The organism is Bacillus sp. Au-Bac7, assembly GCF_021341655.1.
In the GTDB taxonomy this organism is placed as follows: Bacteria; Bacillota; Bacilli; order Bacillales; family Cytobacillaceae; genus Niallia.
The window spans coordinates 85,921-109,407 of record NZ_JAJTTG010000008.1 but is presented as its reverse complement, the minus strand read 5'-3'; the positions used below and the strand labels follow the sequence as shown (position 1 = coordinate 109,407).

General features: G+C 37.4%; 24 protein-coding genes and 1 pseudogene. 6 read left to right on the top strand and 19 right to left on the bottom strand.

Going from position 1 to position 23,487, the window contains the following annotated elements; all coding sequences use genetic code 11:
* Nucleotides 1–171: 171 nt before the first annotated feature.
* From LXM54_RS20225 to LXM54_RS20175, 11 genes are all read right to left on the bottom strand, one after another.
* A complete protein-coding gene (locus tag LXM54_RS20225) occupies nucleotides 172–774 on the bottom strand; it encodes a CBO0543 family protein (protein WP_233317041.1) in 603 nt (200 codons plus the stop codon).
* A gap of 76 nt (nucleotides 775–850) precedes the next feature.
* Entirely contained in the window at nucleotides 851–2,146 is a 1,296-nt protein-coding gene (locus tag LXM54_RS20220; RefSeq protein ID WP_233317080.1) for an MFS transporter, read from the bottom strand.
* 76 nt (nucleotides 2,147–2,222) lie between these two features.
* Entirely contained in the window at nucleotides 2,223–3,611 is a 1,389-nt protein-coding gene (locus LXM54_RS20215; protein ID WP_233317040.1) for an aminotransferase-like domain-containing protein, read from the bottom strand.
* A gap of 138 nt (nucleotides 3,612–3,749) precedes the next feature.
* Nucleotides 3,750–6,182, bottom strand: a complete 2,433-nt coding sequence (locus LXM54_RS20210) for a heavy metal translocating P-type ATPase (RefSeq protein ID WP_233317039.1) — start codon at nucleotides 6,180–6,182, stop codon at nucleotides 3,750–3,752.
* Between the two features lie 73 nt (nucleotides 6,183–6,255).
* Entirely contained in the window at nucleotides 6,256–6,462 is a 207-nt protein-coding gene (gene copZ, locus LXM54_RS20205) for a copper chaperone CopZ (protein ID WP_233317038.1), read from the bottom strand.
* Between the two features lie 71 nt (nucleotides 6,463–6,533).
* A complete protein-coding gene (locus LXM54_RS20200) occupies nucleotides 6,534–6,866 on the bottom strand; it encodes a metal-sensitive transcriptional regulator (protein ID WP_233317037.1) in 333 nt (110 codons plus the stop codon).
* Nucleotides 6,867–7,288: 422 nt separating this feature from the next.
* Nucleotides 7,289–7,726 (bottom strand): hypothetical protein, encoded by a 438-nt coding sequence (locus LXM54_RS20195; RefSeq protein WP_233317036.1) that lies wholly within the window; start codon nucleotides 7,724–7,726, stop codon nucleotides 7,289–7,291.
* Nucleotides 7,727–8,043: 317 nt separating this feature from the next.
* The gene (locus tag LXM54_RS20190) at nucleotides 8,044–9,213 is read right to left on the bottom strand and encodes an FtsW/RodA/SpoVE family cell cycle protein (RefSeq protein ID WP_233317035.1); all 1,170 of its coding nucleotides are present in this window, start codon (nucleotides 9,211–9,213) and stop codon (nucleotides 8,044–8,046) included.
* 38 nt (nucleotides 9,214–9,251) lie between these two features.
* Entirely contained in the window at nucleotides 9,252–10,058 is an 807-nt protein-coding gene (locus LXM54_RS20185; protein WP_233317034.1) for an undecaprenyl-diphosphate phosphatase, read from the bottom strand.
* A gap of 111 nt (nucleotides 10,059–10,169) precedes the next feature.
* Nucleotides 10,170–11,093, bottom strand: coding sequence for an LCP family protein (locus LXM54_RS20180; protein WP_233317033.1), 924 nt, complete (start codon nucleotides 11,091–11,093; stop codon nucleotides 10,170–10,172).
* A gap of 52 nt (nucleotides 11,094–11,145) precedes the next feature.
* A complete protein-coding gene (locus LXM54_RS20175; protein ID WP_233317032.1) occupies nucleotides 11,146–11,823 on the bottom strand; it encodes a zinc metallopeptidase in 678 nt (225 codons plus the stop codon).
* 161 nt (nucleotides 11,824–11,984) lie between these two features.
* On the opposite strand from LXM54_RS20175, the gene LXM54_RS20170 reads away from it, so the two are divergent.
* The 4 genes from LXM54_RS20170 (at nucleotide 11,985) to LXM54_RS20155 (ending at nucleotide 15,230) form a co-directional block, all read left to right on the top strand.
* Nucleotides 11,985–12,632 carry a DUF1232 domain-containing protein gene (locus LXM54_RS20170; RefSeq protein ID WP_233317031.1) on the top strand — a complete coding sequence of 216 codons (648 nt, stop codon included), beginning with the start codon at nucleotides 11,985–11,987 and terminating at the stop codon, nucleotides 12,630–12,632.
* Between the two features lie 561 nt (nucleotides 12,633–13,193).
* Complete coding sequence (locus LXM54_RS20165) at nucleotides 13,194–13,442, top strand: hypothetical protein (RefSeq protein WP_233317030.1); 249 nt, start codon at nucleotides 13,194–13,196, stop codon at nucleotides 13,440–13,442.
* A gap of 116 nt (nucleotides 13,443–13,558) precedes the next feature.
* Nucleotides 13,559–13,720, top strand: a complete 162-nt coding sequence (locus tag LXM54_RS20160; RefSeq protein WP_233317029.1) for a hypothetical protein — start codon at nucleotides 13,559–13,561, stop codon at nucleotides 13,718–13,720.
* Nucleotides 13,721–14,336: 616 nt separating this feature from the next.
* On the top strand, nucleotides 14,337–15,230 hold the full coding sequence (locus LXM54_RS20155; protein ID WP_233317028.1) for a glycine betaine ABC transporter substrate-binding protein: 894 nt from the start codon (nucleotides 14,337–14,339) through the stop codon (nucleotides 15,228–15,230).
* Nucleotides 15,231–15,432: 202 nt separating this feature from the next.
* Here the strand turns inward: LXM54_RS20155 and LXM54_RS20150 are convergent, their stop codons facing one another.
* Together LXM54_RS20150 and LXM54_RS20145 are read right to left on the bottom strand one after the other, a co-directional pair.
* Nucleotides 15,433–15,636, bottom strand: coding sequence for a zinc ribbon domain-containing protein (locus tag LXM54_RS20150; RefSeq protein ID WP_233317027.1), 204 nt, complete (start codon nucleotides 15,634–15,636; stop codon nucleotides 15,433–15,435).
* An 83-nt stretch (nucleotides 15,637–15,719) separates the two neighbouring features.
* A complete protein-coding gene (locus LXM54_RS20145; protein WP_233317026.1) occupies nucleotides 15,720–16,217 on the bottom strand; it encodes a GNAT family N-acetyltransferase in 498 nt (165 codons plus the stop codon).
* 290 nt (nucleotides 16,218–16,507) lie between these two features.
* Between LXM54_RS20145 and LXM54_RS20140 the strand changes: the two are divergent.
* A pseudogene (locus tag LXM54_RS20140) lies at nucleotides 16,508–16,639 on the top strand (VOC family protein); the annotation flags it as partial.
* A 43-nt stretch (nucleotides 16,640–16,682) separates the two neighbouring features.
* Here LXM54_RS20140 and LXM54_RS20135 read toward each other — a convergent pair.
* The 6 genes from LXM54_RS20135 to LXM54_RS20110 all read right to left on the bottom strand — a co-directional run bounded on the left by LXM54_RS20135 (nucleotide 16,683) and on the right by LXM54_RS20110 (nucleotide 21,867).
* The gene (locus LXM54_RS20135; protein ID WP_233317025.1) at nucleotides 16,683–17,732 is read right to left on the bottom strand and encodes a bifunctional transcriptional activator/DNA repair enzyme AdaA; all 1,050 of its coding nucleotides are present in this window, start codon (nucleotides 17,730–17,732) and stop codon (nucleotides 16,683–16,685) included.
* Between the two features lie 215 nt (nucleotides 17,733–17,947).
* Nucleotides 17,948–18,238, bottom strand: a complete 291-nt coding sequence (locus LXM54_RS20130; protein ID WP_233317024.1) for a hypothetical protein — start codon at nucleotides 18,236–18,238, stop codon at nucleotides 17,948–17,950.
* Between the two features lie 107 nt (nucleotides 18,239–18,345).
* Entirely contained in the window at nucleotides 18,346–19,224 is an 879-nt protein-coding gene (locus tag LXM54_RS20125; protein WP_233317023.1) for a metal ABC transporter permease, read from the bottom strand.
* Nucleotides 19,221–20,147: a metal ABC transporter permease gene (locus tag LXM54_RS20120; protein ID WP_233317022.1), complete on the bottom strand. Its 927-nt coding sequence runs from the start codon at nucleotides 20,145–20,147 to the stop codon at nucleotides 19,221–19,223. The genes LXM54_RS20125 and LXM54_RS20120 overlap by 4 nt, the downstream gene beginning before the upstream one ends.
* 12 nt (nucleotides 20,148–20,159) lie before the next feature.
* Nucleotides 20,160–20,912: a metal ABC transporter ATP-binding protein gene (locus LXM54_RS20115; RefSeq protein ID WP_233317021.1), complete on the bottom strand. Its 753-nt coding sequence runs from the start codon at nucleotides 20,910–20,912 to the stop codon at nucleotides 20,160–20,162.
* A gap of 22 nt (nucleotides 20,913–20,934) precedes the next feature.
* Nucleotides 20,935–21,867 carry a metal ABC transporter solute-binding protein, Zn/Mn family gene (locus LXM54_RS20110; RefSeq protein ID WP_233317020.1) on the bottom strand — a complete coding sequence of 311 codons (933 nt, stop codon included), beginning with the start codon at nucleotides 21,865–21,867 and terminating at the stop codon, nucleotides 20,935–20,937.
* A 400-nt stretch (nucleotides 21,868–22,267) separates the two neighbouring features.
* Here LXM54_RS20110 and LXM54_RS20105 point away from each other — a divergent pair, with 400 nt between their 5' ends.
* Nucleotides 22,268–23,413, top strand: a complete 1,146-nt coding sequence (locus LXM54_RS20105; RefSeq protein ID WP_233317019.1) for a cation:proton antiporter — start codon at nucleotides 22,268–22,270, stop codon at nucleotides 23,411–23,413.
* Nucleotides 23,414–23,487: the final 74 nt, after the last annotated feature.

Here is a 23,487-nt window from a genome sequence, read left to right as displayed (position 1 = left end):
TTTAATTATTGTATTAAAACTAAAAGCACGAAAACCGAACTATTAATCAATTGATGATTAATAGTTCGGTTTTTATACAGATTTACATACCTATGTCCCAGCCTAGGTGACCAAAATTAACTTGCTGTGATGTCTGTGCCCTACTTTTAATCCAACAAAAAATAAGCAGCTCTATTTTAAGTTCCGCAATTTATTGTGTAAACTAAAGCGATTATTGTTTAGTAAGTACATAAAAAAATCAGTAATCCATTTAGGTATTAGTGCTACAGCCACATATCCCCAAAACAGCATTAAGAAGTTCTCTCTGCCACCGAAGCGGAACAAACCTAGCCCCACCATTAATGGTTTTAGAAAAAAGGCAAAAACTAAGCACAGCATTAACATCCAAATATAATAATTCTTCTTATTATTAAGGATATATTGATATAGAAGTATATACGTTACAGGAACAAAGGAGGAATCAAGGGCAATACTTGCTGGCAACCCAGGAAGTAACTTATAAGGATATATCCATAATCCTTTTATCACTCCAAAAGAATCAATAATTGCAAAAAATAAATGAATACCGTATCCGTAAAAGCCAAGTTGAAAAACCTTTTTTCGGTCTATAAAAAGAATTAATACGAGAAGTGGCAGTAAAAACATCATTAATACCACCCAAAATTGCCATGTATCCATATTAGAGTACTGTTGCCAATAGCTTAACCATCGGTCACTTTGGGCAATTTCTGCTTTTCTAATTTCTTCCAACAACAGTCTTTGTTCTTCCTTCACACTATTCCCTCCCTTTTTTATTATTGATAATAAAGGGAGGATTATTCATTGTCTTATACACCTATCTCAAACCAGTTTATTTTTTCTCTTTAAGAGCCCAGATTACTACTGGAATTAAAACTAAGGATAAAAATCCTCCTGCAAATGATAATGTTGCATAATTGGAACCAGCTACAATCATTCCAGACATTGCTCCGCCAGCAGCTCCTGACAAGGCAATCAAAACATCAACTGCACCTTGCGTTTTTGCTCTTGTGGAAGTTTTAGTCGAGTCAATAATCAAAGCTGTCCCGCTTATTAATCCAAAATTCCATCCTAACCCAAGTAAGCAAAGAGCAATAACTAATAAAATCATAGAATCTCCTGGTGCAAATGCTGAAATTAAACCTGCCAAAAGCAGCGTAATACCAGAAGCCATCGCCATTACAGGTCGGCCTAATTTATCAACAAGGACACCTGTAATCAGGGAGGGCAGATACATGGCCCCAATATGAAACCCGATAACTAAACCTACAGAACCAAGCCCATGACCATTATGCTTCATATGAACTGGTGTCATCGTCATAATCGCAATCATAACAATTTGCGTAAGTACCATAATTGTTACACCAACAATAATTCCTCGTTTATTCTCTGTATTTTCTGCTGCTAGTTGGACATTATCTTTAGATATTTGGTTAGTAGCATCTATTGTTCTTGCTGTTAGCAATGGATCAGGACGGAGCATTATAAACAGAACTAGTCCTGCTAAAATATATGCGACGGCTGCTAAAATGAAAGGACCAGCAAGTGACGGAATACCATTAGATAAGGCGAAATCTCCCATCACGTTTACTAAATTGGGCCCCGCAACTGCACCAAATGTTGTAAATACCATGGTAATACTAACCGCTTTTGCGCGCTGTTTACTATTTGCTAAATCGGTTCCTGCATATCTGGCTTGCAAATTCGTTGCTGTTCCTGCACCATATATAAGCAGAGAGAGGAATAATAAAATAATGCTATTTAATATAGCTGAAATAATAACCCCGATTGCTCCAAGCCCGCCAATAATAAAGCCCGCTGTAAGACCGGTTCGGCGCCCAAAACGTTGAGATAGTCTCCCGACAAATAATGCTGCTCCTGCGGATCCTAACGTAAATAAAGCCGTTGGCAATCCAGCAAAGGCGTCTGTACCAAGCATTTGCTGAGCAAGAAGTGCTCCTACCGTAACACCTGCAGCCAGTCCTGCACCGCCAAAAATTTGCGAAATGCTTACAATAATTAAAGTGCGTTTGTATAATGACTTTAAGTTTTCTGATGAAGTTATGTAACTTTGCAGCTTGTCTGATTGAACATCCGTCACATGAACTAACCTGCCTTTCAAATGAATTCATACCTTGATTTTAAGTCATCATAACACGCCCTAAAAAAGCCATACAATAACATAATTGTATGGCGAACAATATTCATATAGGAGTTTCTAACAACCGCTTCAAAATAACCAAGCCTAATTTTAGCTCTTCCATTGATTCAGGGGCACAGACTGAAATTCTTACTGCTCTGTCAGGGCAACTATTGCCAACAACAAAGCGTTCAGCCGCATATACTTGTACTCCATTCTGTGCGGCTAATGCTTCGAATTCAGCTCCAGTTAGCTTCCCTGGTAACAGCAGCCAACGAAAGATGCCTGTTTCGTCACCAACACAAGTATAGTCAGACAAATATTCATCTGCGAGTTTGTTCCTGCGAATGTTTTGCTCGCGGTGGCTCTCAACCAAAGTTTCAAATTGATTAGATACTATCATTCTTGCCGTCAATTCTGCTAACAGCGGTGACACCGTTATATTTAAATTATAAAGCGCCTTAGATAATGGCTCTTTGAACTGCTTTGGCACTGCAACATAAGCCAATCGAAGTCCTGGAGCAAATGATTTAGATAGACTAGAAATGTAGATGACCTGATCTGGAGCAAAAGATGCTACAGCAGGCAGCGGGTTGTTGCTGAGCAGATGGTAAGATGCATCTTCTATTACAAACTGGTTGTACTTTTTGGCTATTGCTGCAATCTTTTCCCGGTTTTCAACAGACATAAAAGAAGCAGTCGGATTATGATAATCAGGAATGATATAAATCCCTTTAATATTTTCATTTTTACACGCATGTTCAAACGATTCTGGGCTTAGTTGATAGTACTCCGATCTAATTGGCACTATTTGCACACTAAGCATTGCTGCAACTGTTTTTAAGCCCGGATATGTATGGTGATCCACACCAATCCGGTCACCAGGCTTGCACAAACTTGCCAATGCAGCAGCTATCGCATTTTGACCGCCATTGGCAAATAAGATATGATCTACCGTTGTTTCAAACCCACCTCTTCTCATCAGCTTTACAGCAGCATCCTTCTGCCATAAGCTTTCGCCTGCTCTTCCATAACCGAACCATCTTTCATAGTCAGATTCTTGCAGCATCGTCTTAAGCTGGAGCATCAGCGGCTCGTAAGAAGCATCATCTGGCAAGGTTGCTCCCATTTCAATTAAATGCTTCGGCTTTGTATCTTCTAATAAATAGGCATTGGATAACGCATCATATGATACAAATGTGCCGCTTCCCACAGACGCACTTACCAGTCCTTTAAGCTCACATACTTTAAAAGCTTTGGAAATAGTACTTAAGTTTAAATCTAAATAATCGGCCAGTTCCCGCTGTGGAGGCAGTTTCGTTCCAGGAAGTAACACTCCGCCCAATACGTCCTGTTCTAATTGTCTTGCCAGTGTTTGGTAGATAGGCTTGTCTCTCTTATCGATTGATGGTTTCCAGCTCATCGGGTAGTTTTCAAAAGAATTTATAGGCATGGTACGCATCCTTTTTACACAATTATATGATTATAAGGTTTATAAAGACAACGGAATATCTTCATTCATATTGATATTCCGCTCTAAAGAACGTAACCCCTAAACTGCTGTATATCATAAAGAAGAATCACAACTTTTTTATTTATCCAACTTAACTCGTTGTAACCGCAATGCATTCAAAACCACACTCACAGAGCTAAACGCCATCGCAGCACCTGCAACCCAAGGTGCCAGTAATCCAACAGCAGCAATGGGAATTCCAATAGTGTTATACGCAAAAGCCCAGAATAAGTTTTGTTTAATATTACGCATCGTTTTTTTACTCATTACTATTGCATCCGCAATGCTGTTGAGGTCACCACGAATAAGGGTAATATCTGCTGCTTCCATGGCAACATCAGTACCTGTACCAATAGCCATCCCTATATCAGCAGTGGCTAATGCTGGCGCGTCATTAATTCCGTCTCCGACCATTGCAACCTTCTTGCCTTGTTTTTGTAGTTTTTTCACTTCCTCAGCTTTACCTTCTGGAAGTACTTCGGCAATAACAGCGTCAACACCGACCTCCTTACCAATTGCTTGTGCTGTACGCTCGTTGTCTCCTGTCATCATAATGACTGTAATGCCTATTTGCTTTAAGCGTTGAACAGCCTCTCTGGATGTATCTTTAATTGTATCGGCCACAGCAACTAAGCCTGCATATTGCCCATTAATTCCAACAAGCATTGCTGTTTTACCGTTCTTCTCTAGTTTCTCCATTGCTGGTAGAACGGATTGTATATCAATCCCATATTGCTGCATGAGTTTCCGTGTGCCTATGACAACACCTTGACCAGATACAGTTGCTTGAACCCCAAAACCTGGTATAGCTTCGAATGATTGAACCTTACCAAGGGCTATGCCTTTATCCTTGATTCCTTGTACGATAGCTTCTGCTAATGGGTGCTCTGACTGCTTTTCAGCAGCACCAATCAGTCCTAAAATTTCATCTTCATCTTGTCCGTCTGCTATTAGAACATCTGTTAATACTGGTTTACCATGAGTAACTGTACCTGTTTTATCGAGTACAACGGTGTCAATGCCTTGTGTTTGTTCTAAATGCTCGCCACCCTTGAATAAGATACCAAGCTCTGCTGCTCGACCTGACCCTGCCATAATGGAAGTTGGTGTAGCTAAGCCAAGTGCACATGGACAAGCTATGACAAGTACGGCAATTAATACCTCTAGTGCAGGTGTAAACTCACCTGGGTGTACCCAAATAAACCAGACTAAGAAAGTGATGATTGCAATTCCGACTACGATTGGTACGAAAATACCTGAAATTTGATCAGCCAAACGTTGAATCGGCGCTTTTGAACCTTGTGCATTTTCAACGACTTTAATGATTTGGGCTAGTGCCGTGTTACGGCCAACTTTTGTTGCTGTCATTTTAATGAAACCATTTTTGTTAATGGTCGAACCGTACAACATATCCCCAGCTTTTTTATCCACTGGCAGACTTTCACCTGTTAACATAGATTCATCGACCGCCGTTGTCCCGTCTAATACCTCTCCATCAACGGGGATTTTTTCACCAGGTTTCACTAAGACAATGTCACCAATCACTACTTCTTCTACGGGTATCTCTTTTTCAGAGCCATCTCGTATAACAATTGCTGTTTTAGCTTGAAGTCCCATTAATTTTTTAATTGCTTCGGATGAACGGCCCTTTGCTTTTGCTTCAAATAATTTACCTAAAAGGATAAGTGTTATTAATACTGCACTTGTTTCAAAATATAAATGGGGTCCGTGGTGTGTTCCAGCAGTTACAATTGCTTGATATAAACTGTAAAAATACGCTGCTGATGTACCCATGACAACAAGTACATCCATATTTGCACTCCCATTACGAATCGCTTTATAAGCTCCAACATAGAACTGCTTGCCAATAATAAATTGAACCGGCGTTGCCAATATCAATTGAATCCACGGATTCATTAAAAGGTCTGGTACATATAGAAACGAGGTAAACGAAAAATGTGCGACCATTGTCCATAACAATGGCAACGATATTAAAGCTGAAATAATGAATTTACGCTGTTGATCTTTAATATGCTTTTCACGGTAATCAACCTGTTCTGTTTCGTCTTGCTGTTGGTGTGCACCGTAACCTAGCTTTTCTACTTTCGTAAGAATATCTCCAACTGATACTTCTGCAGGATTAAATTCAATCATTGCCTTTTCAAGTGCTAAATTGACGTTCGCATTTGCAACCCCTTGGATTTTATTAATTCCTTTTTCGATACGCGTCGCACATGCTGCACAAGTCATGCCGGTAATATTAAATTCTGCCTTTTGCTTAACAACACCGTAGCCAAGTGCTTCTATCTTCTTTTCAAAATCTGCTTCACTTAGTTTTGACGCATCATATTTTATTATTGATTTTTCTAGAGCTAGGTTGACTGTTGCTTGTTCAACACCTTCTAATTTGTTTAACCCTTTTTCAATTCGGGTTGCGCACGCTGCACAAGTCATTCCAGTTATTCCAATATTCGTTTCTTTAGAAGCTGCACTTTTTGCTGCTGTACTCATGTTAAGATTCACCTCTCTTATACCTATATGGGGTATATTTTCGATAAAATGAGAGAGTGCTGTTGCAGCACTCTTATTCTACGTCATATCCTTGGTCTTCGATTGTTTCTTTAATTTTATCAAGGGATACTTGAGTTTCATTAAAAGATACTTCAACCAATGCTTTATCTAATTTTACACTTACTTGGTTAATACCTTCTAATTCCCCAACACTCTCTTCTACAGCCTTTACACAGTGTCCGCATGACATTCCTTGTACATTTAAAGTTACAGATTGCATTTTAAGTCTCTCCTTTTATCATTTATAATTTATACTCATACCACGTAAGGGTATATTTAAACGAAAAAAATTTATTTTTTCATTAATTTTTGGATAGTTACGACTAACTCGTCTAAAACCTCTTCATCACCTTCTGAAAGCCGGTCTACAACACACCCTTTTAAATGACCTTCCAAGAGGATTTTGGCAACACTATTTAATGCTGATTGTGTCGCAGATATCTGGGTAATAACGTCATCACAGTATACATCCTTGTCTATCATCCCTTTAATTCCCCGTATTTGGCCTTCTATACGATTTAATCTTGTTGTTAAATCCTTTTTTACCCGTTCAGGATGATGACTTTTACGAGAAGAGGTGCCATCAACTGTATGACAAGCTTCTCCTTTTACTGAGTTATCCATTACACTCCCCCCTTACTTGAGGATATTTTAACATACCCTATAGAGGTATGTAAAGAACCATGTTTCGATTTATTTTCCATGGCCTATATATTATTTTTACTTTTGTACTTCTTAGTAATTGCCTTAACACGTCCAACTATTCGTAGTAGAGGACCATTTGTTTTGGCAATTTTATCTGATAATAAGTGACTTCTTATTAAGTAAGTCAAAAAAGATTAGTTATCGCTCAACTCAAGAATATAATTATCTACCTTAGACCTTCTCTCTTGCAAAACAAGTTCAGATAAACACTGTTATTTATTGCCAATGACCATATTACTAATATTTCTTATTGTAGTCACTATTAACCCATTGATTATATCTTTTATCAAAAAATGCCGACAAAATGTCGACATCTCATCTCTTCTTACTATATATTATCATCACAAATTTTTTTGATTGCCAAAGAAACTTATAATCATTGTCAAGCCTGCTGTTACACCTAATATATTAGTTGAAAAGATTTTTTGCAGTTCCATAATAACTGGAGAGCTAGATATCACATCAGGTAAATGACCAGCAGCTGCAAGTGTTACCAATACTGGAAAGCTTATGGAAAGTAATAGACATGGGACCGCAACACACCATAATAAAGATGAATTTCTACTTATCGACCATCTTTTCACCAAAATTAAGGAAAGATAAAGTCCAAAAATAAGCGAAATGAATAATTTTGTCCAAATCACAGGGATAAAATTAAATTGCTCATTTGCTTTTTGTTGAATTTGATTGTCAAAATGGAAGCATATACTTGCTAAAATAATTAAGCCTATTACCCAAAGCAGCTTCTTCACATATGGTGCCCAACTTGCTTTTCCCATGAATAATCCTCCAATATCCTTCTAAGATGAGCTGATTAATCTAGCTTTCAAGGATTCTCATTTAAGACTCCTTATTAATCTTGCACGATTGAACTTCTTTATATTCTAATGCAGCTTTTAAAATGAAAATAAGCACTGCAAATCGACTAAACAACGGATTTCAGTCTAAGTTAAATAAAACGCCAACTACAATAATGAGATAACAACCTAGTTTACCGATTAACTTAGCAGCTTCGTTCTTCGTATGCATAAAACCAACATCACCAATCCTATTTGTTACTAATATATACGTTTTAAAGAAATAAATGTTTCAGTACTTATTTTATCTCAAACATATACTTTCTGTATGGCTTGCGAATGGATAATATGATTCCTAGAAAAATCATATTGGAAAGCAAGGAGCTTCCTCCATATGATAGTAATGGGAGAGATATTCCTTTAACTGGCATCATGCCAACCGTCATTCCGATATTTTGAAAGATTTGCAGGCAATACATTGCCATTAAACCAAAGCATACATAAAGTTCAAATGATGTCTCTGCTCTGTGGCCAATTATAGCCATTTGAGACATTAAGAGAAAAAACAATACAATGATTACAGAAGCTGCAATAAAGCCTCCTTCTTCCGCAATTGTGGCAAAGATGAAATCTGTATGCTTCTCTGGAATATACACTTTATTATTGCCTATTCCGTTCCCCTTAAGCTCTCCGCTTCCAACGGCTAGTATAGCCTTTTTCGTCTGATAGGCATTATCTGTATATTCTTCTGGTGCAAGCCAGCCTAAAATCCGCTCCTGCTGATGAGGTTTTAACATCGGTATTAATTGATCGAAGAGAATAGAAGAATGTTGGAAATATATATACATTAAAAAAGTAACAGCCGCAGCAGGGAGAATCACAGCTGCCACGAGAATTTTTTTGTTTATCCCGGATATAAATAACACTGTTGCACTTCCTGCCAAATACAGCACAACCATTCCAGTATCAGGCTGCTGGTAAACAAACAAGGATGGGATTATGGTAACAATCAGGATTTTACCAATCAGCAGGAAGTCTGTCCAAACTGTACGATTCAAGTATACAAGATTATGTTTATAAGCTAACCGGGACACAGCTAGCAGCAAAGCGATTTTAAAAAACTCCGAAGGCTGTATTGACCCTAATAGCGGAAAACTGTACCACCGTTTTGCTCCTAAGATGGATGGAGCAATACTTGACGGCATAAGAGGCAATAACATAATTGCGGCAAGTCCTAGTAAATAAAAGGGCCAAGCAATTCTCTCAAACTGGTCTGCATCCAAATACGCAACTACCAGCAACAATACAAACCCTAGTAAATAGCTGATTCCCTGCTTAAGCGCAAAATTTTGAACACCATACTGGCCTATCCCTTCGCTGCTGTGAATAAATAGGATGCTGAGGATACTAAATATTATAATGATACATAATATTGGCTTATCCAATCTCCTTAAAAATGTCTTACCCATCCTAATCTCCTAACCATTAGTTATATCTGTACGGCAAATTAGTAAAATATTAAAAGCAATATTCCTACGATAAAACAATAATATGTAAAATAGACTAACTTGCCTTTTTTCATAATGCCCATAAACCATTTCATCGCCAAATAACTCATTATAAGGGTTGCGATAAAGGCAGATAAATAAGGGACAGCTAAATCTGCTTTATTTGGTTCGCCTAAAAAGTCGGAAAATCCGAGAATAAGCCCGCCAACACTTACTGGAATATACAATAAAAAGGAGAATCGCAGGGCGGTTTCCTGTTTAATGCCAACAGCTATTGCAGAAATGATAGTAGCACCACTTCGACTAATTCCCGGGGCTAAAGCAACAGCCTGACCAAGACCAACAATAAGTGCGTCCTTAACTGTAATATCAGATTCACCTTTTCTACCTTTCAAATTTCGAATAAACCATAAAGCAAGACCTGTTATAAACAGCATGACAGCAATTGTAGTCATGCTGACATTGTCAGCAATATACTCATTCAAGAACACTCCCAGTACACCGGCAGGAATTGTACCGATAACGATATAACATACAAAACGAAAATCACTCTTATACTTACTATCTTTCGTTCTTAAGTAATTAATCGAATGAACAGCTATTCTAATAATGTCCTTTCTATAGATAAATAGAATAGCAAGCAAAGAGGCCGTATTGGTGAGAATAGCAAACGTAAAGCCTTGATCTCCCAGCCCAAGAAGCTGACTGGCTATCATAACATGTCCGCTCGACGAAACAGGAATCGGCTCAGTAAAGCCCTGAACTAAACCGATAATAATCATTTTTATAATTAAGACAATATCCATTGTTAAATCTCCTTGAGAATTATAGTTATTTTCAACCCTTTTGAGTAAACACATAAAAAACAGTTACCATACGACAACTGTTTTTAGGAAGTGTTAAACTTGTCGTTGAAATTAGTTGAAAAAGGAGCTCAACGCTTCCTTGTTTGTATCTAAATCTGCCTTTAGAACAGCCCCTACATTTACTACATCATTCTCGTAAGAATCTTGAATGGGTATTCTTAAGCTTTCCAATCCGTCTGTGCTGTTTAAAAGCAGCCCTTTGCTTAAGGACAATATGGATTGGGTATCTAAATTTGTATCAATATAAGGAGTTGCAAGGCCAATAATTTTTGGCAGATTATATATAGTATGAGCACTAATTGCCTGCTCTTTCAGCTTAGACATTACTTCCTGTTGGCGCTCCACCCGCCCGAAATCACTTAATCTGTCATGACGAAAACGAACATAACCAAGTAAATCTTTCCCGTGCAAAATTTGACTGCCTGGTTTTAAAACCGTACCAATTCCATAAGACATTTCATAAGGAATATCAACCTGTATCCCGTCAGGTGCAATGATATCTACTAATTTAGAAAACCCTTTAAAATCAGCAATCGCATAGTAATTTACATCTATATCAAAGTTGTTTTTTATTGTTTGTCTAACCAGTTCAGGCCCGCCAAATGCAAATGCTGCGTTTATTTTCTGGAGACCATGTCCGGGAATATCAACATATGTATCTCTCATGATGGATGCAAGTTTTATGCTATTATTATTCGAATTATAGTGAGCTATCATTAATGTATCCGAACGGGAATGCTCCTCTCCTCTAGAGTCACTGCCAAGCAATAGGATATTCATTTCTCCTAACTGTGGTTCAGCAGGCAGAAAATCATAATCCTTCCCTTTGTTATTCACATCTTTGGTAGATTCGATTACCCCGCTTTTATACTGATAAATAATAAACATCGTGCAAATAACTATCAGCAAGATGACGATGGACAGTATATTCCTTATCCATTTTCGTTTCTTTTTTATTTCTCCTCTGCTTCTCAAAATCTTCACCTTCTAAATTTAGTTCTCTTCATGAACAACTGGTAAGTAAACTTTAGTTTTCGTTTCTTTGCATACCTGTATAAATTAGGATTAAACGGATAAGTTCTAACACCGCAACCGCTGCAGCTGCCACATATGTTAACGCTGCTGCATTTAACACCTTTTTGGTATCTCTTTCTTCTGCATTACTGATAATTCCTAAAGACACTACTTCATCCATTGCCCGTGTAGATGCATTAAACTCAACTGGCAATGTGACAAATTGAAACAATACCGCTGCTGCCATAGCAATGATGCCTAACAACACGAAATTACTTAAACCGGCAATCATGCCAATTAAGATGAGTATCCATGAAAAATTACTCCCAATATTAGCTACAGGTACTAATGCATGCCTAATTCTTAAAAAAGAATAATCCTGCTGATCTTGAATAGCATGACCAACCTCGTGAGCCGCAATTGCTGCTGCCGCTAAAGAATGACCGTGATAGTTATTCGTTGACAGACGGACAACTTTTGACCGCGGATCATAATGGTCAGAAAGCACCCCTCCTGTTTCTTCCACTGAAACATCATATAAACCGTTTGAATCAAGTATTTTTCTAGCTACTTCTCTACCAGAAAGGAAGGAAGAAGACTCGATTTTTGAATACTTTTTGTAAGCACCTTTGACTCTTAGCTGTGCCCAAACTGGTATAATCAAAATGATGATAAAATAAACTAAAAACATGTTTTAACCTCCTAATTAACTTACTTTAATAGAGTTAAAGCGAAATTATTACGTTTATTATTGTCTCTGTTAGTAAATTTAGTAACAGCTTAGTATATTCGTTGACATTTTGTCAACAAGATAGTATATTTCAATTGTTATAAGTATGGAGGCTGAATGTAATGACGAGTAATGAAATCAATGAAAATAAACTCGGGCATCTGTTAAAAACCACCCTAGAAAATCAGAAAATCTCTATGAGTAAACTCAGTTTAGAAACAAATATTGATAAAGCGACTATTTCAAGAATTATCAGTGGAAAAAGAAAGGCCACCCCAAAGCACCTGCAGGCTATTTCCGAGTCTCTTCACATTCCCGTTTATGAGTTATTTACTGCTGCAGGATATACAGAGAAATCCACAGAAGCAGACAATCATTTTGAACTGCATGCCAAAATAGATGCTATCCAAAACATGATTAACTCATCAGGGATGTATAGTGACACCTTTAAAATTGAAGAAGTTGAAAAGCAAATAAATGTTTATTCAAACAATGTACATTCCTCAGAAGAACAGAAGAATTTAATCACTCAATTCAAGAAAAAAGTGAAGAAATTAGGAAGTGAAGGGCCGTTTATTCAACAGCTGGAGGAATTATATTATAAATTTAGATATAAAAAGGGAAGCCCAGCTCAACTTCTGTTAATGGCAAGCGGACTTTTTTACTTTGTCAGCACATTAGATGTTATTCCAGATTACATACTGCCAATCGGTTATTTGGATGATGTTATCGCCATTAATATAATTCTCGATCGTATATCAAAATTATAGAGCTACCTTTCAGAACGATTAAAGCTATATATGCAGCTAATTTGTCCCAATCAATTAATTTTTCAAGCTTCTTTCTTCTACCATCTCCGAAATAGCATGTTGTTAGATTCCTCTTCCTTATCGAACTCCTCTCTCAGGTTTTCGATAAGGAATCTGATTAGCATAACAGTTATATGTTTTAGATGATGCAAGTTTTCTTTCTCACTAATAGGATTCTCTCCAAAATTAATACTTTCAATATAGGAGTTTTATAATGAAGAAATATTTCTTTAACTACGTCCTGTTAGCAGGCGTGATTCTTTGGATATCTTTTTTCGGTTGGATCAAGTTAATAAAACAAGGATTGGCTCATTATTTTGGATAAAATCAAAAATAAAAGTTTGTTATAGGGGGTATATTATTTTGTTCTTAAACGCTATAATATGTTTCATTCAGAACAAGCATAAATATGATTATTACACAGACAAGTGTATTCGCCGTGGAAAAAACGGTCATAACAAGCTTTTTGTATAATAACCAGCACGAATAAACAATAATGACAGAATTGAAGAGGGAATCCGAATGAAACAACTAACACTTAAATATATAACATGGAAATTGTTATTCAGACTAATAGTGCTTGCACTAGTCCTCAACTGGTATCGGGGAGAATACAACTCGTTCTTTAAAGAGATGACACTATTCCACCAAATTTTATTATATATCTCCTATCTTGCAGTCATACACCTTGCTTTAGAAATAATGAAATGGAAGATTTGGAGTAAATTGTTCTATGAAGAGAAGGTAATGAAAAACCACGAGCTTTCTTAATATTGCTTTTGTTTATCCAAGCAGCACACAGTAAAAAAGACAGTTTATTACTTTATATTTTTTACTGTGGGCTGCTTATTTTTTTAATAAATTGTGGGAAACAAGGGAGGAAGTTGATGTTAAAAAAAGGTGATGTTGTTATATTTCAATTCAAAGAGTATGAAGTTCTCTACATATACTCCAGTGGTTATGCTGAACTGAAAGAAAAAAAAGATATAATTAATTTTTTCAAAGTAAAGTTAGTACCGTTATCACAAATAAAAACAAAAATTACTTGAATCTTAAGTTAGAGTATCTCAATCTACTAGTTTTATTTTCCGCTCGTTTATATTCGCATTTATAACCATATTTAGGAACTAACCCTTCGACAATTGAAAACCTCAACTTCAATGAAATTAAATGAAGCACCATTCTAAACTGAATACCACCTTTAAATAACATCTCAATTTCGGAAAAACTGACAGAAGATAAGTTTCCCGAAGTAAAAAGAAAGCCATCGGTTTCAAATAATCTTAAAGATAATCAAACTGTGCTATAAATGGTTGACGGAAAGCTCGAAATCACCATCATGCCAAGCCAGAAAAAAGTACAGATATACGACGAAAAACGAATGAAAATGCACATCATTCGTTTTTTTTATGCCTTATTACAAGCTATCTTTCTACTTTCTGGCTTCCCCTCCTACCCATTACACTATAGATGAAAAAATACACCCACCATGTAGGATAAGCTAGGAAAATAGAGGAAAAGGGAGTATACAGTGCAGGTTAGTTATATAGTTACATCTCTACATTGCTTACAGGAGATTAAGAGATATTCTGCGCTTTGAGTTCCATTTAGATTAACGTTACACTTTACGAAACATTAAAAACAAATTAAAGGGGGATTTTATTAGTGCTAAAAAAACTTCTCGGAGTAACATCAGCATTAGCTCTATCAGTCGGTTTAACCGCATGTGGAAGTGAAGAAACAGGTAGCAATGGGTCTATCGCCGAAGAATTGGATTATACAATTGTTGGGATAGATCCAGGATCTGGTCTAATGAATGCTACACAAAATAAAGTAATGCCAGGTTACGGTCTTGATGAAAAATGGGAAGTTATAGAAGGCTCCGATACTGCAATGACAGCGGAATTAACAAAAGCAATTAAAAAGGAAGAGCCAATTATTGTGACAGGTTGGATCCCACACTGGATATTTAATGAATTTGATTTGAAAATGCTTGAAGATCCTAAAGGACTTTACGGAGACGAAGAATACATACATACTCTTGTACGGCATGGGTTTAAAGAGGATTTGCCTGAAGCCTATAAGTTCCTTGATCAATTCGAATGGGGACCTGAAGAAATGCAGGATGTAATGGTAAGAATCCAAAGTGGAAAAACCGAACAGGAAGCAGCTGAAGAATGGGTCGCTGATAATGCTGATTTAGTTGATACCTGGATTGAAGGTGTAGAGCCTGGTAATGGGGAAGAAATAAAAATGACATATGCAGCTTGGGCTGACGCCATCGCAAGCAATAATGTCGTTAAATACGTGTTAGAAAATAAATTAGACTATTCCGTCAACTTAATCCAAGTGGAGCCTGGTGCAATGTGGGCAGGTGTTGCAGACGGCAGTGTCGATGCTATGATAGGTGCAGCCTTACCAACAACACATGCTGCTTATTATGAAAAGTTTGAAGGTGACTTCGTTGACCTAGGTCCAAACTTCACGGGTTTAAAGAATGGACTCGTAGTTCCTGCTTATATGGATATAAATTCGATAGAAGACTTACAGGATCTTTAGGAATACCTGAAAAACATGAATCGACCAGTAATATGGTTGGTTCATGTTTTTCAGATATTGTTAAACTTTATCGATTAAATATTAGTAACTTGCTCCAATTCTCTGCCAAGCGGTCATTAACCTTTACATTATTTCTTCAGCCTGATGCAACCAACGCACAAAAAAAGGCAGCACCACTTTTTCAGTAATGCCCCTAGTATTTTTAACCAAAAAATAAATCAAGAATATTAGATCCTGCAGAAGTTTGCTTATTATAAAACTCTGAATAACCGCATTTTTTGCAATACACGACAATAAATGTGTTATGTTGAAGATCAAACATTTTTGATAAACCTGTTCCTGTCATCGCCACTTCTTTTTTCCCTGCATCCTTGCTGCCACATTTTAGACACCCTTTTTCCGTCAACTTTATTCCCTCCAACTATTTCATGTAATTATCCATTAATACGGGAGAGACTAAGAAAAGGTTTCAGTTGCCAGCATCAAACATTATAAAAATAAAATCATCAGCTCTTCATCAAGATATGTATTGTCTATTTTTAGCGCTCTTCGGTCTATTCCATAGGTAGTAAACCCTAAAGAGTTATAGAGACTTTTAGCAGGCGTGTTATTTGCACTAACTGATAAGTAAATTTGTTCAATGTCTTCTAACTTTTCCGCTCTTTTTATAGCTTCTTGTATTAATTTTTTCGCTATTCCTTTGCCCCGTTTTTCAGTTGTGACATACATGGCAACTAAATTTGTTCGATGTTTTAATTTAACCTTTTGCTCTAATTGCAGTGTAACAACACCATTAAGTTCTCCTTCTTCAAATGCTCCAAAAGTATAGGCAGATGAATTCGTTAACCTGTTTTCAAAATTCTCAAGTGTGAAGTCTTTTTCCTCTTCATAACTAGATGCAAATGCTGCTGGATTTGTTTGTAAAGCTTCCAATCTCAACTTTTTATATGCCTTCGCATCCCTTTTTTCAAGCACTCTAATATCCATATTTACCTCCCACTCATATCCACTAATAATTAGCTTCACTAAATAAATTATACTATTTAATTTCCTTTCGGAGAAGAGTAATTCCATATATTGTCATTGTGATTCTGAAGCTGCTTTAATCTATCTTGAATAGTTTGTTATAAAGATTCAGGCTTAACCGATTTTAAATCACAACCATATCTGATAAAGTAATCGGCTATAAATTGCTCTTCACCTTTGTTATAGCAGCCTTTAATAACGGTTTTGTTTTTAATAGGAATGGTCATAGAAGGATAATTTTCTTTGACTTCATTTCAGACGATAGAGTAAAAGTAATAGTCCCCTTGTCCGCTAACTTATTTAGTAAAGCATACGGAATAATTGAAGATCCATATGGTATACAAGTCCAATTAATGTTTGATCAGCGATTAGGCAGGAATTAAGTTTAAAATAAAGACGGTTTGCTTTCATAAGCAAACCGTCTTTTTATTCACTATATAAATTTTCTATATTAAGTAAATATTTTTTCCGCTGTATTCCACCGCCATAGCCTCCTATGTCTCCATTTGCGCTTATGACTCTATGACAAGGAATGATGATCGAAATCTGATTGGCCCCGTTTGCATTACCAACAGCTCTCACCAGATTTATATTTCCTAATCTGCTAGCAATATCTTGATAGGAGATTGTTTGACCTGGCGGGATGGTGGTAAGGATATCCCATACTTTCATTTGAAAAGGTGTTCCGCTTTTATAAAGAGGAACTGTAAATTGACTTAACCTCCCTGAGAAATATAAATTTAACTGTTCAACTAAACTTTTATTAATGTCTGTATTTCCAGGTAAAATTCTAGCATTATGCTTTATACGCAGCTTCTCAATTTCTCTTTCTAGTCCTCTCCTATCCAAAAACTCTAACAAATATAGATATTTTGCGTCAGTCAAACTGATCATATTGCCAAGAGGTGTGGAGAATATGTGAGCATTGATAATCGAAATAGCTGTTTTCTTCGGAGGGTTGCCCATTATCCTTGTAAATGCGTCATTAAACCCGCTAGATGACTCATAGCCTAAGGAAACTTGTTGGTCAATTACCTTTTTGCCTGAGATAATCTTTTTAAAAGCCATTCCCATACGGCGGGAGCGGGCATATTGGACAAATGTCATTCCATATATTTCTTTGAACTTTCTTCTGGCAGTAGCCGAATGGATGCCTAACTCTAGAAAGTCTGCTTCTTTCCACCTCTTTTCAGGGTTTCTTTCAATTTCAGCAACTAATATTTCCACCTCTTCTGGGATGCTATGAGGATAATACAAAGGGTTACAACGTTTGCAAGGGCGATACCCGGCTAACAGCGCCTCTTCTGCTGTTAGAAAAAATTCGCAGTTTTCATACTTTGGCTTTCTGGCAGTACAAGTTGCATGACAGAAGATTCCAGTTGTTTTAATACCAGCAAAAAAAATACCATCATAGTGTGGATTTTTGTCCACTAATGCTCGATAAAATTCTTCTTTCTTTTTTTCAGAAATAACCACTGCTTAAGTCACCTCAATTTAGCGTTCATTTATTTTCTTCTGTAAGTTTTATACACTTAGGTTCAAAGGAAATCTGTTAGCTTAGATCCGTTATATTATTTATTATAGAGACCTGCAAGAAGAAATACTTCCGAAAAATGAACAAGTAATTTTTTCAGCTTTCTTTTAATAGAAAACAGCTCCCCTTCAAGTGAAGGGAGAGCTGTTCATTTAAATTAAATTGAGTTATTCATCTGATCTGTTAAGTTAGCAAGAATCGCACTATTCTCTTGGTCTGCATCAAACTGGATGACATCATCATAGTCAAAGGTAGTTAACGAGTCAGGAAATGATTCCTTTAAATAATGGACAAATGAATGAATGTCATCTCCTACTGTGTTATTGCGGCGATACTCCATCATAATTTGGCGGAATTTATGCGGAGGTAAATCGCATTGAATATGAAAGGATTTGCTAATGCCTAAGTGATCTTCGTCTGAGCTGTATAGATTATAGATGTTAGTCAATATTAACTCTCCTTTTGTATAGAATGAACTTGGTTAATTTACCCCTGTTAGGCAAGATTTATAAGTATTATTGAATATAAAAATACTCCCTTACTATGTTCATACCATCATATTCGGCTTATCATTCTCTCTCTTTTCCACTTCTTCATGACAACTCCATGTGTTGGTGAAAACAGTAAAGCTAATGCAAAAATAACGCCAGCTACAGAAACCATCATACCACTTATGGAAGTATCTGTAAGATAAGCAAAATAGTATCCTATAACTGAACTAAGAATACTTATCATGACACTCCATATAATCATGGCACTAAGTTTATCTGTCAGTAAATAGGCGGCCGCTGCTGGAATAATAATCATGCCGACTACTAAAATTGCGCCGACACTTTCAAAAGAAGCGACTGTCGAGACAGATACAAGTCCCATCAATAAATAGTGGAAGAACATGACTGGGATTCCGAGTGCTGCTGCCATCGCAGGGTCAAATGCGCTCAGCTTAAACTGTTTATAAAACAAACTGACTGCCAGCACATTAATTAGGAAGCTCGCTCCTATCCCCCAGACGGCTCTCGGACCAAGGCTATGTTCGCCAATCTGCAGTGTGTCCCAAGGAGCATAAGCTATTTCTCCATATAAAACACAATCTAAATCTATATCCACCTGTCTTGTGAACAGGCTAACGAGCACCACACCAATCGCAAATAGAGCTGTGAATACGACACCGATGGAGGCATCAGATTGTACTCCGTTATTTTGAAACATTTGTATGAGGAATACTGTGATAAGCCCGACTGCGGCAGCTCCCAGCATCATGAAAAGAGAGTCTCTAGTGCCGCTTATCAAAAAAGCAATAACAATACCCGGCAGCACAGAATGACTGATAGCATCCCCAATCATCGACATCTTTCTCAACACAAGAAAGCAGCCTAGTATACTGCAGGAGCCGCCGACAAGTGCCCCAATTAAAATAATCCAAAAATGATTCATAAGGATTTCTCCTTTACTTCTTGGTTAACTATTTTATATCTGTAATCCTTTTTTGCCTGGCTGCGCATTCTCCATTTAGCTACCGTCCCTCTTCGCGGTCCAAACAAGATAGAGATGATAAATAAAAAGGTTGCAGCTAAAACAATTAATGGACCAGTCGGTAAATTGTTTGCCATCGTACTAATGATTGTTCCAGCAATTCCGCTAACTGCGCCAAAAACGCCTGAATAAATCACCATCACATGCAGTTTTTCTGTCCAGTATCTTGCCGAAACTGCTGGCGTAATTAACAAGGCAGCCATAAGAACGACGCCTACCGCCTGAATTCCAATTACAACAGCCGTGACAAGCAGCAGCATGATAAATTGGTCGAGCGCAACAATCGGCAGACCAATGCCTTTCGCAAATCCTGGATCAAAGGAGATCAGCTTGAATTCTTTGAAGAACACGATAGAAACCAATACTAGGAACAAAGCTATGCCTGCAATCGTATATACATCTGATTTAATCATGGAAGCTGCATGACCAAATAAAAATTTATCTAAACCACTTTGGTTGCCACTGTCGCTATGCTGAATTTGGGTCAAAAGGACAATCCCAATTCCAAAGAAGGCAGAGAGAATGATGCCGAGTGCCGCATCCTGCTTTATTCTGGAATTTCTCGTTATAAAGCCGATAGACAAAGTTGCAGCAATGCCGGCAATAATCGCACCAATCAAAAAGAAAAAGATTGATTTAGTTCCAGTCAGCATAAATGCGATGCATACACCTGGAAGCGCCGCATGTGCCAGGGCATCCCCCATTAATGCCTGCTTGCGAAGATAAGCAAAACTGCCGATGACTCCACTGCTGAGCCCGAGCAGCATAGACCCCATCAGGATCCATTGCGTATTTGGGTCTGAAAAAATCTCCAGCCATTCCATGCTCACACCTCCTTAACCGATAATGAAGGGAGCGGCATTCCCTTCAAGCAAGGCAAGGCTCCCTCCATATGTATTTTGCAAATATTCCTTTGTAAACAGCTGCTCAGTTGGACCAATTCCAATTAATTTCACATTTAAAAGCATTATCCAATCAAAATACTCCTTAACTGTATTTAAATCGTGATGGACAACCAGCACTGTTTTCCCTTGTTTTTTCAAGTTCATCAATAATGAAATGATTGCCTTTTCTGTCGCCGCATCTACACCGACAAAAGGTTCATCCATTAAGTATAGATTTGCATCTTGTGCGAGTGCTCTTGCCAAAAAAACGCGTTGCTGCTGACCTCCTGAAAGCTGGCTGATCTGTCTGTCAGCATATTGCAACATGCCCACTTTATCAAGGCACTCTAGTGCAAACTGTTTATCCTTTTTACCAGGGCGCTTAAACCAGCCTAAATGACCATATCTGCCCATTGTAACGACATCAAGGGCGTTAGTCGGAAAATCCCAGTCTACTGATTCTCTTTGGGGAACATATCCGACCTTCTTCCGATTCTGCTTATATGTTCCACCGAATATTTCTACTTCACCTGAAAGAGACGGAATTAATTCTAATATCGCTTTTATTAGGGTAGACTTTCCTGCACCGTTTGGTCCAATAATTCCAATCAGCTTTCCTTCTGGGATAGTAAACGAAATATCCTCAAGCACCGGCTTTTTTTGATAAGCTACTGCTAATTTATGAACAGTTAGTGGTGATGTCATTTGAATTCTCCCTTTCCCTTATCTATTTCAGTGCCTTCACAATCGTGTCCACATTATGCCTGACCATGCCAATATATGTTCCTTCCTCCGTACCTTCCTGCCCCATTGCATCTGAGAACAGTTCTCCACCTATCTCTATTTCATGTCCTTTTTCTTTAGCGCCTTCCATAACAGCCTCAATCGCTTTTTTCGGTACACTTGATTCTATAAATACTGCCTTGATTTTATTTTCAACAAGATAATCTCTCAGCTCACTTACATCCTTTGATCCATATTCAGATGCCGTACTGATTCCTTGCAGACCCTTTACCTCCATGTTGTACGCTTTTCCAAAATAGCCAAAAGCGTCATGTGCAGTTACTAAAACCCGAGATTGTTCAGGAATGGATGCAATTTGTTCTTTCACATAATCGTCCAATTCCTTTAATTCACCTATATATGCTTCTGCATTCTTTTTGTATGCTTCCTCATTGTCAGGATCAAAGGCAATTAGTTCCTCCTCAACTGCTTCTGCAGCTTGAATCCAAAGGGAAACATCAAACCAGACGTGAGGGTCATTTCCTTCTGATTCGTCATCTGGCGTCAGCAGCTCCTCCTCTCCGATATTTTCTGTGACAGCTATTGTTGGCTTTGTTTTGCTCATCTTCTCGAAAATATCAATCATCTTCCCTTCAAGATGCAAGCCATTATAAAAAATCATATCCGCTTCCTCCAGCTTACTTATATCTCCTTGTGATGCTTTATAAAGATGAGGATCAACTCCAGACTTCATTAATGCATTCGTTTCTACATTGTCCCCGCCAACATTTTTAACAATGTCATTAATCATTCCAGTAGTTGCAGTGACGTGGATTTTCCCATCTGCACCTTTTGATTGCTCAGCGTTTGAGCAACCTACTAACGAAAGAACCACAACAAATAAGACAGCCATACTTCCCCACATTTTTTTAACCATAATATACCTCCTCTTTAGCTTGTTCGCAATAATTTTACCTTGTGCCACAAAAGTTAAATAAATTAAATTATTTTGCCTTAATGCAACTTTATGCTAAACCAAAAGCACAAATGGTGTCAACTGAAAATACACTTAATTTTTCGACAAATACCTGAACATGTATCTGGATTTCCTTATTCGAATATTTTCTCTCAAGTGAAATTTCAGCTAAAATACACCACCTTCTCAAAACTACATAATCGCCTATTTTGCCACTTTATTAAAAATAAGAGTAGCTATATTTTCGTGTTTTTTACACATCACAAAACACCCTGAAAACCTCTTAAAACCACGTATTGACAGCTTGTTTTTAGAGCATTACACTGTATTCCAGGTGTTAAAAGGGAGGTCATTTACAAGAATGGAATTTATTCTATATTTGCTATTAATTTTATTTGCCACAAAAGTTGCAGGAGATATTTCAGTAAGACTAGGACAGCCATCAGTGCTTGGTAAATTGATTATCGGAATTATTTTAGGACCTGCAGTGCTTGGCTGGATTGACAACAATGAATTTATTCATTACTTCTCTGAAATTGGTGTTTTATTGCTTATGTTTTTGGCCGGTTTAGAGACTGACTTAGATCAACTCAAAAAAAATTGGAAAGCTGCTTTTGCAGTTGCTATAGTTGGGATTATATTTCCTTTTATCGGAGGGTACTCGATAGGAGAACTGTTTAACTTGGATACAACATACTCTCTATTTATCGGTGTGCTGCTTTGTGCAACATCCGTTAGCATTACTGTCCAGGTTCTAAAAGATATGAACAGTCTAAATTCGCCTGAAGGGAGCACTATACTAGGGGCTGCGGTTGTTGATGATGTGCTCGTTGTTATACTTTTAGCAGTAATGACTAGCCTTCTTGGGACTGGAGAAGAAGTTTCAATCGGACTGCTCATAGGCAAAAAGGTTCTCTTCTTTATCGGAGTACTAGTTGCAGGGGCTTTTATTGTACCTAAATTCCTCCAAATACTTTCTAAACTTAAAGTTACAGAACCTGTGATATCTATGGCATTAGTTGTTTGTTTTGCCTTTGTGTATTTTGCAGATTTACTTGGAATGGCAGGAATAATTGGCGCTTTCGCTGCAGGTATTGCCATTTCTCAAACAGATTATAAACACACTGTTGAAAGAAAAATGGAACCTGTAGCATACGCTGTCTTTGTTCCTGTTTTCTTTGTCAGTATCGGGTTAAATGTCTCATTTAACGGAATTGGAAGTCAGATTGGGTTTATTGCAGTACTATCTGTCATTGCCGTTCTAACAAAACTAGTAGGAGGAGCTATAGGAGCAAAGCTGACAGGCTTTAATAACCACTCCGCCCTAATAATCGGGGCCGGAATGGTTTCACGTGGAGAAGTAGCCTTGATAATCGCGGCCACTGGTTTGCAAGAATCCCTGTTACTGCCTGAATATTTCACGTCAACGGTAGTTGTGATAATATTAACAACCTTGTTCGCTCCTCCATTACTGAAGTTTCTAATTAATCAGGATAAAAAATCCTAATTAATTAGCAGCAGTATATATAATTTTTGTGTAGCCACTTTCTGATAGCTAAATACATGAAAGATAACTCTTTC

What these genes read in the sequence shown, in the direction of transcription:
- LXM54_RS20215 (WP_233317040.1), bottom strand. Translation starts at nt 3,611, where the DNA reads ATGCCTATAAATTCTTTTGAAAACTACCCGATGAGCTGGAAACCATCA.
- LXM54_RS20210 (WP_233317039.1), bottom strand. Translation starts at nt 6,182, where the DNA reads ATGAGTACAGCAGCAAAAAGTGCAGCTTCTAAAGAAACGAATATTGGA.
- copZ (WP_233317038.1), bottom strand. Translation starts at nt 6,462, where the DNA reads ATGCAATCTGTAACTTTAAATGTACAAGGAATGTCATGCGGACACTGT.
- LXM54_RS20200 (WP_233317037.1), bottom strand. Translation starts at nt 6,866, where the DNA reads ATGGATAACTCAGTAAAAGGAGAAGCTTGTCATACAGTTGATGGCACC.
- LXM54_RS20195 (WP_233317036.1), bottom strand. Translation starts at nt 7,726, where the DNA reads ATGGGAAAAGCAAGTTGGGCACCATATGTGAAGAAGCTGCTTTGGGTA.
- LXM54_RS20190 (WP_233317035.1), bottom strand. Translation starts at nt 9,213, where the DNA reads ATGGGTAAGACATTTTTAAGGAGATTGGATAAGCCAATATTATGTATC.
- LXM54_RS20185 (WP_233317034.1), bottom strand. Translation starts at nt 10,058, where the DNA reads ATGGATATTGTCTTAATTATAAAAATGATTATTATCGGTTTAGTTCAG.
- LXM54_RS20175 (WP_233317032.1), bottom strand. Translation starts at nt 11,823, where the DNA reads ATGTTTTTAGTTTATTTTATCATCATTTTGATTATACCAGTTTGGGCA.
- LXM54_RS20170 (WP_233317031.1), top strand. Translation starts at nt 11,985, where the DNA reads ATGACGAGTAATGAAATCAATGAAAATAAACTCGGGCATCTGTTAAAA.
- LXM54_RS20165 (WP_233317030.1), top strand. Translation starts at nt 13,194, where the DNA reads ATGAAACAACTAACACTTAAATATATAACATGGAAATTGTTATTCAGA.
- LXM54_RS20160 (WP_233317029.1), top strand. Translation starts at nt 13,559, where the DNA reads ATGTTAAAAAAAGGTGATGTTGTTATATTTCAATTCAAAGAGTATGAA.
- LXM54_RS20145 (WP_233317026.1), bottom strand. Translation starts at nt 16,217, where the DNA reads ATGGATATTAGAGTGCTTGAAAAAAGGGATGCGAAGGCATATAAAAAG.
- LXM54_RS20125 (WP_233317023.1), bottom strand. Translation starts at nt 19,224, where the DNA reads ATGAATCATTTTTGGATTATTTTAATTGGGGCACTTGTCGGCGGCTCC.
- LXM54_RS20120 (WP_233317022.1), bottom strand. Translation starts at nt 20,147, where the DNA reads ATGGAATGGCTGGAGATTTTTTCAGACCCAAATACGCAATGGATCCTG.
- LXM54_RS20115 (WP_233317021.1), bottom strand. Translation starts at nt 20,912, where the DNA reads ATGACATCACCACTAACTGTTCATAAATTAGCAGTAGCTTATCAAAAA.
- LXM54_RS20110 (WP_233317020.1), bottom strand. Translation starts at nt 21,867, where the DNA reads ATGGTTAAAAAAATGTGGGGAAGTATGGCTGTCTTATTTGTTGTGGTT.
- LXM54_RS20105 (WP_233317019.1), top strand. Translation starts at nt 22,268, where the DNA reads ATGGAATTTATTCTATATTTGCTATTAATTTTATTTGCCACAAAAGTT.